The organism is Phaeodactylibacter sp. (genome assembly GCF_040219495.1).
Classification (GTDB): domain Bacteria; phylum Bacteroidota; class Bacteroidia; order Chitinophagales; family Saprospiraceae; genus Phaeodactylibacter.
This window is the reverse complement of sequence record NZ_JAVJSK010000067.1, coordinates 36,308-51,449: the sequence shown is the minus strand read 5'-3', so window position 1 is coordinate 51,449 and position 15,142 is coordinate 36,308. Positions and strand designations below refer to the sequence as shown.

The window sequence follows — 15,142 nt, the reverse complement described above, 5'->3', positions numbered from 1 at the left end:
AGATGACTGACCTCAAACGCTTAAAGGCTGACCCTGACTTCCAGCTATGATGGCTAGAGGACAATGATTGCGATGGACTAATAGTTTGCCAGGCAATTCATACAGCACAACCATTCAATACTCATGAAGTGCAATCAAAATAAAATTTCAAGAAGAATTCCACAAACGAGGAAACAAGCAGAGGATCCAGGTAAAACATGCAATCATTGGCGTCAAAAGAACAAAAATGGCTAGTTTGATTTGCAGAGTTATTACCCCTTTGAGGTACAATACCATGGCGGATACTGTTTTCCTGCAAAACTTTAGAGTCAAAAGCCTCTAGCGGGATTATCGCATGAAAAATGTTATAAATCCTCATCACCTCTATTTAAAGAGTAATTCTAAGCAATATGGATGTAGGAGTAATAGGAGGAGGAATCTTAGGTTTAGCAATAGCCCAATTAATTTCTAAGCAAGGTCATAACGTAACCGTATTTGAAAAAGACCAAGTTGGGAGTCATCAATCTGGAAATAATAGTGGTGTGCTGCACTGCGGATTACACTACAAACCGGGCTCGCTAAAAGCCAAACTGGCTGTAGATGGTATTCATAAAATGGTATCTTTTTGTGAAGAACATAATATTAATCATGATATATCGGGTAAGGTTGTTGTAGCAACAACATATGATGAGATAAGAAGATTGAGAGATTTAGCAACAAGGGGGGAAAAAAATGGATTAAATGGTCTAACCTTTTTAACAAAGCAAGAACTTAGAAAAAGAGAACCACACGTTAGAGCAGAAGAAGCCCTGCTTGTTCCCGAAGAAGGTATCGTAGACTACAAATCAGTACTACAAGCTTTTGAAAAAATTATCAAAAACAATGCAGGCGAAGTTTTAGAAAACTCTAAAGTTATCCGTATTGATCAATTGAATACGAAAAAGTCTGTAATTCATACACCAGAGCTTGGTCAGGAATTTGATTTTATCATAAATTGTACTGGTTTATATTCTGATAAAAACTACAAGCTTTTTACCAAGAAAAAACCAGATCTGAAAATAATCCCTTTTAGAGGTGAATATTTGAAGTTAAAAAAAGAGTTCAATCATCTCGTAAACCATTTAATTTACCCTGTCCCTGACCCTCAATTTCCTTTTTTAGGAGTCCATTTCACCAGATTACTTAACGGTGGTCGAGAGGTCGGACCTAATGCTGTATTAGCATTAAGTAGGGAAGGGTACACATGGAAAGACTTTGATTTGAGAGAAGCTATTGAGTCATTATCATACATAGGCTTATTACGATTCCTTAAAAATCATTTTGCATTCAGTATTGAGGAATTGAAGAGTTCTATGACAATCGATGGCTTTGTAAAAAAAGCCAAAAAACTTATTCCAGATGTTGAAGCAAATATGTTTGAAGAAAGAACAGCTGGGGTTAGAGCTCAAGCAATGTCAGTTTCTGGAGAATTACTTATGGATTTTGAAATTAAAAGGTTTCACAACCAAATACATGTACTAAACGCTCCATCTCCTGGTGCTACGGCATCTTTGGCGATAGCAGAACATATCATTAAAAATCATTTAGACCTATGAAGAAGAATATTTTACTCTTAGGTGGCGCAGGTTATGTAGGTACAGTTATAACCGCAGATTTCTTAAGAAGAGGTTACCATGTAACAGTACTGGATAACTTTGTTTACAAAAATCAATTTGCGATTCAACCCTATCTAGGAGATCCAAACTATAAATTAATTCTTGGAGATATTAACGACCCTAAAAAGCTTCAATTAGCATCAGCAGAATGTGTTGATTCGGTGGTTGTCTTAGCTGGTTTAGTTGGTGACCCTATCACAAAAAAATACACTACTGAAAGTAAAAAAATCAATGAAGATGGTATTCAAGGTTGTATTGACTTCTTTGACGATAAAAACATTTCAAACTTACTATTTATTTCCACTTGCTCGAACTATGGTCTTATAGGCGAAAACGAATTAGCAGATGAAAAGTTTGAATTGAACCCACTGTCGTTGTATGCTAAAGCTAAAGTCGCAGCAGAAAAGCATCTTTTATCAAAGAAAGGTAAGGTTTCTTACACCGCAACTGTCTTGAGGTTTGCCACAGCATTCGGATTATCGCCGCGCATGAGATTTGACCTTAGTGTAAGTGAGTTTGTTCGAGATCTTTTCTTTGGTGAAGAGCTATTGGTTTTTGACGAACATACTTGGAGACCTTATTGTCATGTCCGAGACTTTGCCCAATTAATTGATTTAGTCCTATCAGCCCCCAAAGAAAAAATTGATTTCGAAGTATTTAATGCAGGAGGCGATGTAAATAACAACACAAAGAAAATGATTGTAGACTCAATTCTCGAATTTTTACCTGATGCAAAGGTCAAATACACAGAGAAGGGTTCTGACCCAAGAAATTATAAAGTATCATTCAAAAAGGTAAAAGAGACTTTAGGCTTTGAGCCAAAATACACCGTGCCAATGGGAATCAAAGAGCTTATTAATGCTCTTGAGATGGGAGTTTACGCAGATTCATTGAAGAATAAAAAGCATTACGGCAACTACGAAATAAATTATTAATGGTCAACCAACTATTTATTGAGCAAGTCCGGGAAGTATATCAAACCAACAATTTTATTCCTTTGCATGTCCCTCATTTTAAAGGAAACGAAAAGGAATATTTAAAAGAAACTATAGACTCCACTTTCGTATCTTCGGTAGGTAAATTCGTTGATAAAGTTGAAGAATTTATTGCTTCGTATACCGGAGTAAAGAAAGCAGTGGCAGTAGTAAACGGTACTGCAGCTATTCAAGTGGCACTACGTTTAGTCGGAGTGGAGCGCAATGAGGAAGTAATTACGCAGGCATTGACTTTCGTAGCAACCGCTAATGCAATTGCATACAACGGTGCCCAGCCCGTTTTTGTAGATGTAGATCAAGACACCTTGGGTATGTCACCTAAAGCGTTGAGTGATTTCTTGGACGAGTTTGGCGATAAACGTGAAGATGGCGTTTACAATAAGCATTCCGGGAGGCGAATCGCTGCTACTCTTCCTATGCACACATTTGGTTTTATGTCTCGCATTCATGAAATCAAGTCCATTTGCGACAAATGGAATATTCCACTTGTTGAAGACGCAGCAGAAGCTATGGGGTCGCAAAGCAAAGGGCAGTCAGCCGGTAGCTTTGGGGCAATAGGAACTTTTTCTTTTAATGGAAATAAAATTATTACTGCTGGTGGTGGAGGTTTAATTGTATCGAATGATGAACAGTTGGGAAAAAATGCTAAGCATTTAACCACTACTGCTAAAAAACCTCACCCATACGAGTATTACCACGATGAGTTAGGCTATAATTTCCGAATGCCAAACGTGAATGCAGCCCTTTTGCTAGCTCAACTGGAGCAACTAGAGGAATATCGCTTAGCCAAAGGTAAAGTATATGAACAATATCACAAATTCTTTGTAGAAAACAACACAGGGGCAGAGCTGATACCTTTGCCGGAAACTACCTCCCAATGGAATTATTGGCTTATGGCGGTAAAGTTGGAGAATCGCGCACAAAGAGATGTATTCTTGAAGGAAACTAATGATAATGGTGTAATGACCCGACCTATCTGGCAATTGATGTATCGCTTGCCGATGTACGAGCATTGTCAGAGAGATAATCAAGAGAATGCTGAATATCTGGAAGATCGAATTGTTAATATTCCTAGCAGTGTCGTCGACGGTTAAAATTTGCCTACTAGGTTACTCTGGACATGGCATCGTAGTGGCGGAAGCACTCCGCCTCTTGGGTTATTCCGATCTCTATTATGCAGATCGTAATGAAATGACCAATAATCCCTACCAACTCGAATACGCAGGATTGGAGTCAGACCAAGAATTCCCCTGGCAGGAATTCGATGTATTTACATTGGGAGTAGGTGATAATCGTCTAAGAAAAAAGATGGCAGCTCGAGTCAAAGATCAAGGCAAATCATTGCTTACTGTAAAGCATCCAAATGCTTCGATTTCAATGCAGGCAAAAATTGGGGAGGGTGCCTTTATTGCCCGAAATACGTCTATCAATCCTTTAGCAATTATTGGTGAAGGCGTAATCATCAATACTGCAGCCGTTATCGAACACGAATGTATGGTAGGCGACTATGCACATATTGCACCTGCCGCAACCCTTGCAGGTAATGTGACTGTTCAACCCGGAGCGTTCGTAGGAGCTAATGCAGTAGTAAAACAAGGGGTAACTATTGGAACGGAGGCAGTTGTTGGATCAGGAAGTGTAGTTTTAAAAAATGTAGCAAATTATTCAACTGTAGTAGGTGTTCCTGCCAAAACCATTCAATATGAATAAGCAGAAATCTGTACTGATCATAGCCGAAGCAGGAGTCAATCATAATGGTGATCTCAATCAGGCCAAAGCGCTTATTGATGCGGCTTCCTATGCAGGTGCTGATTTAGTGAAGTTTCAGACCTTTTCCACTGATAAAATTGTTAGCCGGGAAGCCAAACAGGCAGCATATCAGCAAAAAAATACGGGTAGTCAGGATACCTCTCAGTACCAAATGCTGAAAGAGCTAGAGCTTTCTGAAAGTATGCATGACGAGCTCATAGCGTACTGTAATGAAAAAGAAATCGGTTTCTTTTCTACTGCTTTTGACCCCGAAGGTCTTGATTTTTTAAATCAGCTTGGGTTTACTCAGTTTAAAGTCCCAAGCGGAGAAATCACTAATTATCCTTATCTGAAAAGACTGGCTGCCTTCAAAAAGCCGGTTATCTTATCCACGGGAATGGCGAATCTGGGGGAGATTGAAGCGGCTTTGCAGGTGCTAACCTCAGAAGGTCTTGACCGAAAAGACATTACGGTCTTGCACTGCAATACCGAGTACCCTACCCCTATGCAGGACGTCAACCTCAAAGCGATGGGGACGATTCAGCAAGCCTTTGGAGTGGCGGTGGGCTATTCTGATCACACACTGGGTATTGAAGTGCCTATTGCAGCGGTAGCGATGGGGGCAAAGGTAATTGAAAAACACTTTACGCTAGACCGGAATTTACCGGGACCGGACCACCGCGCTTCGCTCGAACCGGATGAATTAAAAGCAATGGTCGATGCTATACGTAATATTGAGCTGGCGATAAGCGGGCATGGGCGGAAAGAGCCAAGCCCTAGTGAATTACCAAACAAATCAATTGCCCGAAAAAGCTTGCATCTTACTTCATCATTGCCAAAAGGGACAGTCATTGAAGAGGGGCACCTGATTGCCCTTAGGCCGGGCGATGGAATTTCGCCTATGCAGTGGAACCGTATCATTGGGCGTCGATTAAATAATGACCTGGAAGCAGGCACTAAATTATTATGGACGGATCTCGGCTAAAAATAGGTGTGCTGACCAGTACCCGGGCGGACTTTGGCATTTATCAGCCGCTGTTGAAAGAGCTGCAAGTCCACTCAGGTGAATTTGAAACCGAGTTGATCGTTTTCGGTACGCATCTTTCCCGTTTCCATGGCTACACCAAATCAGAAATTGAAGCCTTTACCGATTTTCCTATTCACGAAGTTTATGGGATGCCCCTCTCCGACACCCCACAGGCTATTGCCGATGCGTATGGCAGTGTAGTGTCTAACTTCAGTCAGTTTTGGGCTGTCCACGATTTCGATTGGGTGTTAGCCCTGGGAGACCGGTACGAAATGTCTGCAGCCGTGCAGGCAGGTATACCTCAAGGGGTAAAATTTGCCCACTTGCACGGTGGGGAAACAACCCTGGGGGCTATCGACAATATCTACCGGCATCAAATCAGCTTAGCATCTACCCTGCATTTTGTAGCGACAGACGCTTTTGCGGAGCGGGTAAAAGAGATAACACATGCACCACACATATATGCCGTTGGCGCATTGAGCCTTGATAACTTAAGCCAGCTGAAACTACCTTCATGGGGGCAGGTAAAAAAACAATTCGGTATCAAAACTGATGAATTTATACTTTGTACTTTTCATCCTGAGACCGTAGCCTATGGTCAAAATTCGACATACAGTCAGGAGGCTGCGTTTGCTTTAGCACAGTTGGCGGAAACTGTTCCAGTAGTGATTACCATGCCTAATGCAGATACCGAAGGGACTTTGTTTCGAAATGCTTTTGACACCTTGAAAAATCAACAGCCTAATAGCATATTCCTGGTAGAAAGCTTTGGCAGGCTTAATTACTTCGCTGCCATGCGTCAGGCTACCTTTTTGCTGGGTAATACATCAAGTGGTATTGTGGAAGCAGCTTCCTTTAAGAAGTGTGTTGTCAATGTGGGAGACCGGCAAAAGGGAAGACCACAAAGCGGTAATATCATCAATGCCAGCTTTGATGCAGAGTCCATGGTTACAGTATCAAATCAAGCACTTGCTGCCGGGGATTACAATGGGATTAACATTTATCATAAAGCCGGTACGGCTAACCGTATCCTAAAACACCTGACTGATGCCTCCCTATAGTAAACACCTTATCAGCAAAGATGCCACCACCCGGGAAGCGCTCCGACAACTGGATCAACTGGCAAGTGATGCCATCTTATTTTTAATTGATGAGAACGGAAAACTTCACGGGAGTCTTACCGATGGAGACGTTAGGCGGGGTCTTATCAATGGTCTTGATGCTGATGATAGTGTGTTGAAATTTGCTTTCAGCTCGCCCCGCTATATCGAAAAAGGCAATTATCAGCTACAGGATATTATTGCTTTGCGTAAGCAGGATATTAAAGTGCTTCCGGTCCTCAATGGTAATCAGGAAGTGGTTAATGTCATTAATTTAAAAAAGCTTAAATCTTACCTACCGCTTGATGCCGTAATCATGGCCGGCGGCAGAGGCAGTCGGCTTCGTCCACTGACAGATAATACCCCAAAACCTCTGCTCAAAATCGGGGACAAACCCATCATTGAGCACAACATCGACCGTTTGTGCAGTTTTGGAATCGATGACTTTTGGATATCCGTACGCTACCTGGGAGAGCAGTTGGAAGAATACTTTGGTGACGGACAGACTAAAAGCATCAGCATACAGTACGTCTGGGAACAGGAAGCATTAGGTACTATCGGTGCGGTGAGTCAGATTGATAATTGGCAACATGATTATATTCTGGTGACCAACTCCGATATCCTGACCACACTCGACTACGAAGACTTTTTCCTGGATTTCCTGGAAAAGGGAGCCGATATGGCCGTGGCGACGATCCCCTACTCTGTAGACGTCCCCTACGCCGTCCTGGAAACGAGTAATCATCACGTGCTTTCCTTCCGGGAAAAGCCTACCTACACCTACTATTCGAATGGTGGGATTTACCTCATGAAGAGATCGGTCATTGACAGAATCCCTAAGCAACAGTTTTACGATAGTACGGATTTGATGCAGTCGCTGATCGATGATGGGCTAAAGCTGGTCTCCTACCCTATGCGGCAGTATTGGCTGGATATTGGCAAGCCGGAGGATTTTGAAAAGGCGCAAGCGGATGTTAAACATTTGGATTTATGAAGCAACTAGTCATCATACCAGCTCGTGGAGGTTCTAAAGGGGTGCCGGGCAAAAACATCAAACTCCTAGGAGGTAAACCCTTAATTCAATACACACTGGAAGCGGCAAGAGAGGTCTTTCCTGACGAACAAATATGTGTATCAACCGATGACGAAGCTATTAAAGACGTTGTGGAAAGCTTTGGGCTGAAAGTGCCCTTCCTCCGCCCAGCCCATCTAGCGACGGATGAGTCAGGGACTTATGAGGTACTTTTGCATGCCGTGGCGTACTATGAAGCTCAGGGCTACAAACCAGATACCCTTATACTCCTGCAGCCGACTTCCCCATTTCGAACCGCGAGACATATCCGCGAAGCGATAGCAGCATTTGACGAAAATTGCGAAATGGTGGTATCTGTAAAAGAGACCAAAGCTAATCCATACTATATACTAAGAGAAGATAACGAAGAGGGCTGGCTAGTGAAGTCCAAAGAGGGTAACTTCACGCGGAGACAAGATTGTCCTAAGGTTTGGGAGGTGAATGGGGCTCTTTATGTAATCGATGCGGTATCCTTGAAAAAGAAACCTCTTCAGCAAATGAGTAAGGTGCGGAAGTATATCATGGGGGAAAACAGCTCTCATGATATTGATAGTGAGCTCGATTGGCTTTTAGCTGAGGTCTTAAATAAAAACCGCGCATGAAGTATATTTTTACTATTCATTCGCCGATAACTTTTTTTTGCGCTGCCAACGTAATAAAATACGAAAACTTAGCTAGTGAAGATGTGATTTTTCTCTATACAAATTATCGCCCGCCAGAGGGTTTGGGGAAAATTGTAAAAACATTTCATGATAAAAACCAAAGTACTTTAGCTAAAATAAAAACATTTAACCTTGTAAAGCATTATGATAATTATTTATCCAGTATTACCGAAGGCGATAGTTTTTTGGCCTACATCGACTTAGTCCATTATTATCAAAGAATTTTAATTACGCACTCAAACTGTGTAGGAATTAATTTTATTGAAGAGGGTACAGCAAGTTATATTGCGCCAAATAGTTTACACTATTTAACCTTTATAGAGGCTAAAACACAATTTAGATTTAATACAATAAAAGAAAGAGTAAGGGCAATTCGTAGAATACTGCGAGGTTTTAATTTAAAATCGTTAGCTTTACCCTATTCTCCAGGTGCTTATAGTTTTATACCTAATTCCAAGTTTTATGGTTTCTCTTCACTAACTTTCCCTGGCGTGCCTGAAAACAAAAAAGTTATATTACTTCCAGATAAGCTAGATTCTAAAAAAGAATATTCTATCTATGATAATAGTTTAATTTTGATTGAGGACTCTTATTTTCGGGTATTCAAAATTAAAGAAGAAGTAACAGATAATACTATTGATTTATCTCTATCTATTCTAGATAATGATTTGAAAAACAGGAAAGTTTTTATAAAGCTACGACCTAACCAAAAAGAAATTGATTCTCTATGGGGTATCGCATTAAAAAGAAATGCGATACCTTATAAAATTATTCCAAGTACTATGATTCTGGAAGAAGTCTTAATCTATGCAAAACAATGTAAGTTAGTGGGTACAGTATCGTCGTTATTGCTTTATGGTTCTATTTTCGGTCATGAAACTTTATCAAATTACGATCAAATCAGAGATAAGCCAATTACGGTTTTTGATGAGCTCGAATTTTATTGGGACAAGGTTAAACTGTTAAATAAAGATTATGAATAGTTTTTCTAAACCGCGCTCGCGCTTACACACGCACAGCCGTGGACGCCTGCGCGAGGGCAGTTCCCAAAAAAAATGCTTATCTTCTACACATGAATGTAGCAAAAATATATGACAACAAAGCCCAGTTTCTAGCCATCACCAGCCTGTCCACCGAAGAGTTTGATCAGCTTCTGAGCCCATTTACACATACATGGCAACAATGGCACAAGCACTATGATTTCCGGATGCAAGGAAGGCGGAAGCCGCTTTCCACTACTGCTGCCCAGAATCCCACGCGGACTTTGCCCAGCGAGATAGACAAGCTGTTTTTCGTCCTCTATTTCTTTAAGAACAACCCCCTGCAGCAGTTAGCCGCAGCGACCTTTGACATGGGCCAGGGTCAAGTCAACAAGTGGATCAATATCTTGATGCCGGTCTTGGAGACTGCCATCAAAGAATTGCATTTGCAACCAGCCCGGGACGGGACATGGACGAGCTGTTCCGCCAGCGCCCGCAAGCACAAATGCTCTACCTTGATGCTACCGAGCACCCTACAGGGCGCAACACGGATTATAAAGCCCAAAAGCATGACTATTCAGGCAAGCAAAAGCAGCATACAGCGAAGAATTCCGTGCTGTGCGACGAGTATCAGTTTATCCACTTTTTAGGCTTTACCTGGCGCGGGGCTATCCCTGATAAAGCAATGGCAGAACAAGAGCTATATGCATCGAAAAACTTATCCATTTATTCACAACAAGTGATCTTACTCACATCAGGTTCGCTCAAACGCCAAAACAGTTACTCAAATTTATCTAAACTTGAGAATGATGAACTTATTAAACCGTATCTACAATAGACTGCAGCAAGAGTTTTTAACTGATGCTGCGTTCCTCAAAAGGCGCTATAAAGAACGTATGGGACAGACTTTGAATTTGCAAAGACCACTGGCTTTTAGCGAAAAAATACAATGGCTTAAGCTAAATGGCTTTAGAGCTCAAATGACCACACTTGCTGATAAGGTTGCGGTTAAAGAATATGTGAAACTTACGCTGGGTGAACAGTATGTAATTCCAACATTGGCGGTATATGATCAAGCCTCTGAGATAAATTATAACCAATTACCAGGGGAATTTATTTTAAAGGCAAATCATGGCTCTGGATGGAATTTTTTAGTGCTGGATAAACAAAATAGTCCTGAGAAAAAAGCCAAGAAATACTTTGAATTTTGGCTCAAAAAGAATTATTACCCTGGCTCAAAAGAAAAACCATACAAAGCTATTACTCCTAAGGTAATAGCTGAACCATTAATAAGAGATGCTTCAGGGTCATTACCGAAAGATTACAAGACATTCTGCTTTAATGGAGAACCAGAATACATTCAAGTGGATGTAGATCGTTTTTCAAAACACACACGGGCTATTTATAATACAAAATGGGAAAAACAGCCCTATTCTATTGGTTATGAAATGTATTCCAGAGAGATAGCAAAACCTAGCAAACTAGATGATCTTCTAAATCTTGCTCGTAAATTATCTTCAGGATGGTCTTTTGTTAGGATAGACTTTTATCTCTGTGATGCAAACATATACTTTGGAGAGTTTACCTTTTATCCTGGAGGTGGGATGGAGAAATTCACCGACCATAAATGGGATTTAGAATGGGGTGAAAAAATTATACTTGAACAAAATCAAGACAATCTTTCAGCCAGCAAACGACCGAAAATTTTACGCTGAACAAAATAACCATAAAGTTATATCACTTAGGTTAAACAATACTCGGTTCAGTCAACTCGAAGTACAAAAAGCTATTGCTCTAAAGACTTCAAATTATTCATAAGGTCAAATTTCTATCCATAGCATTATAATAGTGACTTATAAAAACAAGTTAGTATACTTTTTCCAGAACCTTTTGGTTTCTCTTATTGCGCCAGCTATAAGCCTCTATTATGGTCTTAAAAATGGAAATAAGTCACAGCAAAAAATCGTGCTCTTTATTTTTTTCCTTTTTTATGGAGCTACTTTACATATGGATGTAGAGAATGATGGTCATAGACACCTTGAAGCCGTAAGGAATTTTTACCCTGAAATGAGCTTTAGATTATTTATTAATAGCTCACTAAAAATTTTAGTATTTCAAGAATCAGGAGTGGGTTCTGATGATATTTACAAACATGTGGTTTCCTATTTATCAGGTAATATAATAGGATATCCGCCTATCTTTTTTGTGATAGTGGCTGGTGTTTACGGATTCTTTTTCATAAACTCAATTTATGAAATTTTTGATCGCCCATTATTTAATCGCTATCTACCTCTTATGGCAGTGGGGTTCCTTTTTATTATGCATAAGAATGTTGAAGGTGTAAATACGGTTAGAACTTGGACTGCCATGTGGATTTTATTGTTTGGCGTCATTAAATTTCTGAAATACAAGAACAACAAGTATTTAATTTTTATAGCTCTTACACCACTTGTGCATTTTTCTTATATTGTGTTTATCGTGCCAGTACTTGCTGGGTTATTCATTAAAAGGAAACCTAATTTGGCCTTGGCAGCATTTTTGCTCTCCATGGTTTTTTCTGGCTTCAACCCTAATAAGGGTCTATCTAATCGTTTCGGAGGTCAAGAAATCATTAAAGAACGTATTGAAAACTACAGTATAGACAAGCAATCAACTGCTAATGAAAGGTGGGCAAATATAAACAAGAAGAAAGAACAGCGATTATATAAAAGCATGCAATCTTTTGGCTTACAAAGCTATGCCTTTGTTTTTATAATTTTTATCATGTATTTTTTCGTAATTCGAATATACAATCCTTCAAATTTGTTTGTCTATTTTTTTACTCTTGGTACTACAATACACGCGTTTTCAAACTTCACATGGTTTATTACCGAAGTGGCCGGTCGGTCAAGAGTTATTGGCGAGATGTTCATTTTAATCAGCTTATTCTTAATCCTTAGAGATACGGCAGTATATTTTAGGAAAAAAGAATTTAAATGGGGACTGAATATCTACTTAATACTTATGATTCCTTTTGCTATTTGGAATACCAGCCGTTGGTTTGATCATCCAAGTTTATTTTCTTTTATTATGCCAGGTTTGGTAATAATAAACCCTGAAATGAACTTTTCACTCAAACAGGCGCTGCGGTTTTTAATTCCCTTTTAACTGACTATATATTCTTCATGAAAATTCTCTTCGTCAAGAGCACCGCTTTTGATCCCACGCAAGGTGGGGTACAGCGCACTACCTATAAAATGGGTTCTTATTTTTATTCATTAGGTGAAGAAGTCTATTATTTTTCTTTAAAACATTTCGGTCATAAAATTCAATATCCAGGTAAACAATATTTTTCGAAACAGCCAGGACTTGATGTTTCAACCGAAAATTTAACCCAGCTAAAAGATTTACTCAACACTATTCAGCCTGATATCATTATCAACCAAATGCCTTATCTCAAACGCACCAGTAAGGTACTTAGCCATTATGCAAATAGCAAAGAGGGTGTTAAACTGATTGCATGCTTAAGAAACACATTATTTAATTTTAAAGACAATTTGAGAAATGTAGTGCAGAGATCTTTACCCTCATGGCTGTTCCCTATTATTGATAATAAAGTGGGTCTGGGCTTAATTCACAGCTTTCATTTTTTTAAGCACCGTTCTCAGCTCAGGGCTATCCTTGGGTTACATGACTACTTTGTACTTTTAACACCAGCCAATAAAGTTGAGTTAAACTTTTTTGTTGGCAATTATTTAGCTGAAAAGGTGAAAATTATTCCTAATTCAATACCAGAGGTTTACCCAAGTGAGTCTAAAAAAGAAAATACTTTGCTTTATGTAGGTAAATTATCCAAAGATCATAAACGAGCTGATTTACTTTTGCCCCTTTGGGAGAAGTTACAAGATCTTATGCCTGGGTGGAAATTTGATATATTGGGTGATGGTCCTTTAAGAAAACAAATGGAGGTCACTATCAAAGAAAAGAATTTAAGGAATGTAAAGCTTTTTGGTATTCAGGAATCAGAACCTTTTTATGAAAAAGCGAAAATATTTGTAATGACCTCCGAGAAAGAAGGCTTTCCTAATGTAGTACTTGAAGCACAAAGTTATGGAGCTATTCCTTTTTTATTTAACAGTTATCTTGCCGTAAAAGATATTATCAATTATGGTCATAATGGTTTTTATTACCAGCCTTTTGATTTAGATGCTATGGCTGAAGGTATTATAGATGTAGTTGGAAATGAAGCCTTGAGAAAAACTTTGTCAGAGAAATGTTTGCAATCTTCTAAGCAATACACCATTGAAAATGTTGGTAAAAAATGGGGCAGCTTATTTAATGCAATAATAAATGAGTAATAGAATGATCATTAGACAATATGTCTAGCGATTTACAAAAGCGCGCGTACGCGTGAGCAAATTCTCGGACATCTGGTCTATTATAATTTCTTTTTTTTTTTTGTGTGAGCCCACCCCAAAAACTGGACAGTAAGTTTGACCTTGTTCTCTTCCTAGACTCTTGGGCAATCAACGAATGGTGGGGTGCTGATTTTTTAAGCGACTGGGTAGTCAGCCCAGGCCAAGAAAAAGTACATATTAACAATATCATGGATGAATGCCCATGTAAATCCTTTTGGGCACAAGCTTTCAGTAGCATTTCGGTAAAAACACTTATTGAATTCTTCAACTTAGTTATTCAATGGCGTGGAAAATCGGTCTATATCCGTTGTGATAATGGTCCGGAGTTTATATCTAGCCGATTGGAGGAATGGACCACTGAACACGGAATAGAGTAGCGTTTCATCCAGCTCGGTAAATCGAATTAAAAAGTAGCATGCGTAAAGTTCATATATTGTGCCATAGACCGCCTTGGAAAAGAGGTTTTAACCACTATTTTCCAATACTTAAATGGAAAAAAGAATTAAGAAGTTCAAACTACTCCATTTTTTTTAAAACAAATCATCGAGATTCACATATCTTGGATTGTGACATATTGATCGTGGATGCACGATATTATGAGCAGATAAACAAAGGGTACTTTGCACCTAAAGGTTTTACATCAAAGTCTCTCGATTATATAAAAAAATTATTGCATAATGCTGAAAGCCGCGGAGTTAAAAAGGTTTTATTTGATAGTAGCGATTCTGCATTATTTTTAGTGCCTGAACTTGTCTCCTACTATGATGTGATTTTGAAAAAGCAAATTTTTAAGAAAGCTGAAATATATACATGTTTTGAAGAGCAAATTAAAATGTATAGTTGGAGACCATCTCTTAATTATAGTGAAGAGTATATTCAAAGAGCATCTCTCCCTAAAGAGACTATATCCAAAATACGTGTAGGTTGGAATATCGGGTTATGTGATTATAGAAAATTTCCACAGTTTGTTCACAAATACTTACCTCTAGGCACTTCTTCGATTTTACCTAGATACTACAGACACATTGAACAACTACACCCCCAAATAAATAAAAGGGTTCTAGTTTCCTACAGAGGAGGGTTAAAAGGTACTCCGAAATATGATTCACATAGAATAAAGCTGCTAGAAAAGCTCTTTAGTCTTTCAAATAAAAATGGTGTTGCTTTTGGGAGTAAAATTCCTTTAAAACATTATCTAAGAGAACTTCGTAACTCAAAAGCTATAATAAGTCCTTTTGGATATGGAGAAATTTGCTATAGAGATTTCGAAACGCTAATCAACGGCAGTTTACTAATTAAACCTAGTATGGATCATTTACTTACTTATCCAGATATCTACGAACCTGGAAAAACATATATTGCAACAAAATGGGACTTCTCTGACATTGAAAACATTATAGATGATGTTAGAAATCACTATAATGATTATCTGCCGATAATAAAAACCGCGCAAAGTCAATTCGATTACTATTATAATTCATTCACTTCCTTCGTACAACAATTCAGTCAAATTTACTAATATTCCT

The 15,142-nt window shown here is 39.0% G+C and carries 15 protein-coding genes; all 15 read left to right on the top strand.

Going from position 1 to position 15,142, the window contains the following annotated elements:
* Positions 1 to 389 precede the first annotated feature (389 nt).
* Positions 390 to 1,574 carry an L-2-hydroxyglutarate dehydrogenase gene (lhgD, locus tag RIC19_RS09900; protein WP_350178151.1) on the top strand — a complete coding sequence of 395 codons (1,185 nt, stop codon included), beginning with the start codon at positions 390 to 392 and terminating at the stop codon, positions 1,572 to 1,574.
* On the top strand, positions 1,571 to 2,569 hold the full coding sequence (locus RIC19_RS09895) for an NAD-dependent epimerase/dehydratase family protein (protein WP_350178150.1): 999 nt from the start codon (positions 1,571 to 1,573) through the stop codon (positions 2,567 to 2,569). Before lhgD ends, RIC19_RS09895 begins: the two co-directional genes overlap by 4 nt.
* Positions 2,569 to 3,723: a LegC family aminotransferase gene (locus tag RIC19_RS09890; protein ID WP_350178149.1), complete on the top strand. Its 1,155-nt coding sequence runs from the start codon at positions 2,569 to 2,571 to the stop codon at positions 3,721 to 3,723. Before RIC19_RS09895 ends, RIC19_RS09890 begins: the two co-directional genes overlap by 1 nt.
* Positions 3,665 to 4,339, top strand: coding sequence for an acetyltransferase (locus RIC19_RS09885; protein ID WP_350178148.1), 675 nt, complete (start codon positions 3,665 to 3,667; stop codon positions 4,337 to 4,339). The genes RIC19_RS09890 and RIC19_RS09885 overlap by 59 nt, the downstream gene beginning before the upstream one ends.
* A complete protein-coding gene (gene neuB / locus RIC19_RS09880; RefSeq protein ID WP_350178147.1) occupies positions 4,332 to 5,363 on the top strand; it encodes an N-acetylneuraminate synthase in 1,032 nt (343 codons plus the stop codon). Before RIC19_RS09885 ends, neuB begins: the two co-directional genes overlap by 8 nt.
* Positions 5,345 to 6,466: a UDP-N-acetylglucosamine 2-epimerase gene (neuC, locus tag RIC19_RS09875; protein WP_350178146.1), complete on the top strand. Its 1,122-nt coding sequence runs from the start codon at positions 5,345 to 5,347 to the stop codon at positions 6,464 to 6,466. The genes neuB and neuC overlap by 19 nt, the downstream gene beginning before the upstream one ends.
* Positions 6,453 to 7,499: a nucleotidyltransferase family protein gene (locus tag RIC19_RS09870; RefSeq protein WP_350178145.1), complete on the top strand. Its 1,047-nt coding sequence runs from the start codon at positions 6,453 to 6,455 to the stop codon at positions 7,497 to 7,499. Before neuC ends, RIC19_RS09870 begins: the two co-directional genes overlap by 14 nt.
* Positions 7,496 to 8,179, top strand: a complete 684-nt coding sequence (locus RIC19_RS09865) for an acylneuraminate cytidylyltransferase family protein (RefSeq protein ID WP_350178144.1) — start codon at positions 7,496 to 7,498, stop codon at positions 8,177 to 8,179. The genes RIC19_RS09870 and RIC19_RS09865 overlap by 4 nt, the downstream gene beginning before the upstream one ends.
* Positions 8,176 to 9,222, top strand: coding sequence for a polysialyltransferase family glycosyltransferase (locus RIC19_RS09860; RefSeq protein WP_350178143.1), 1,047 nt, complete (start codon positions 8,176 to 8,178; stop codon positions 9,220 to 9,222). The genes RIC19_RS09865 and RIC19_RS09860 overlap by 4 nt, the downstream gene beginning before the upstream one ends.
* Before the next feature lie 391 nt (positions 9,223 to 9,613).
* A complete protein-coding gene (locus RIC19_RS09855) occupies positions 9,614 to 10,057 on the top strand; it encodes a transposase family protein (RefSeq protein WP_350178142.1) in 444 nt (147 codons plus the stop codon).
* Entirely contained in the window at positions 10,026 to 10,934 is a 909-nt protein-coding gene (locus RIC19_RS09850) for an ATP-grasp fold amidoligase family protein (protein WP_350178141.1), read from the top strand. The genes RIC19_RS09855 and RIC19_RS09850 overlap by 32 nt, the downstream gene beginning before the upstream one ends.
* A 133-nt stretch (positions 10,935 to 11,067) precedes the next feature.
* Positions 11,068 to 12,366 (top strand): EpsG family protein, encoded by a 1,299-nt coding sequence (locus RIC19_RS09845; protein WP_350178140.1) that lies wholly within the window; start codon positions 11,068 to 11,070, stop codon positions 12,364 to 12,366.
* Between the two features lie 17 nt (positions 12,367 to 12,383).
* Entirely contained in the window at positions 12,384 to 13,556 is a 1,173-nt protein-coding gene (locus tag RIC19_RS09840; protein ID WP_350178139.1) for a glycosyltransferase, read from the top strand.
* A gap of 104 nt (positions 13,557 to 13,660) precedes the next feature.
* Entirely contained in the window at positions 13,661 to 13,993 is a 333-nt protein-coding gene (locus RIC19_RS09835) for an integrase catalytic domain-containing protein (protein ID WP_350178138.1), read from the top strand.
* Between the two features lie 38 nt (positions 13,994 to 14,031).
* Entirely contained in the window at positions 14,032 to 15,135 is a 1,104-nt protein-coding gene (locus tag RIC19_RS09830) for a hypothetical protein (RefSeq protein ID WP_350178137.1), read from the top strand.
* Positions 15,136 to 15,142 lie beyond the last annotated feature (7 nt).

Coding starts and splice junctions, on each gene's coding strand:
- RIC19_RS09890 (WP_350178149.1), top strand. CDS start 2,569: ATGGTCAACCAACTATTTATTGAGCAAGTCCGGGAAGTATATCAAACC.
- neuC (WP_350178146.1), top strand. CDS start 5,345: ATGGACGGATCTCGGCTAAAAATAGGTGTGCTGACCAGTACCCGGGCG.
- RIC19_RS09850 (WP_350178141.1), top strand. CDS start 10,026: ATGATGAACTTATTAAACCGTATCTACAATAGACTGCAGCAAGAGTTT.
- RIC19_RS09860 (WP_350178143.1), top strand. CDS start 8,176: ATGAAGTATATTTTTACTATTCATTCGCCGATAACTTTTTTTTGCGCT.
- RIC19_RS09865 (WP_350178144.1), top strand. CDS start 7,496: ATGAAGCAACTAGTCATCATACCAGCTCGTGGAGGTTCTAAAGGGGTG.
- RIC19_RS09840 (WP_350178139.1), top strand. CDS start 12,384: ATGAAAATTCTCTTCGTCAAGAGCACCGCTTTTGATCCCACGCAAGGT.
- neuB (WP_350178147.1), top strand. CDS start 4,332: ATGAATAAGCAGAAATCTGTACTGATCATAGCCGAAGCAGGAGTCAAT.
- RIC19_RS09870 (WP_350178145.1), top strand. CDS start 6,453: ATGCCTCCCTATAGTAAACACCTTATCAGCAAAGATGCCACCACCCGG.
- RIC19_RS09895 (WP_350178150.1), top strand. CDS start 1,571: ATGAAGAAGAATATTTTACTCTTAGGTGGCGCAGGTTATGTAGGTACA.
- RIC19_RS09885 (WP_350178148.1), top strand. CDS start 3,665: ATGCTGAATATCTGGAAGATCGAATTGTTAATATTCCTAGCAGTGTCG.
- lhgD (WP_350178151.1), top strand. CDS start 390: ATGGATGTAGGAGTAATAGGAGGAGGAATCTTAGGTTTAGCAATAGCC.
- RIC19_RS09830 (WP_350178137.1), top strand. CDS start 14,032: ATGCGTAAAGTTCATATATTGTGCCATAGACCGCCTTGGAAAAGAGGT.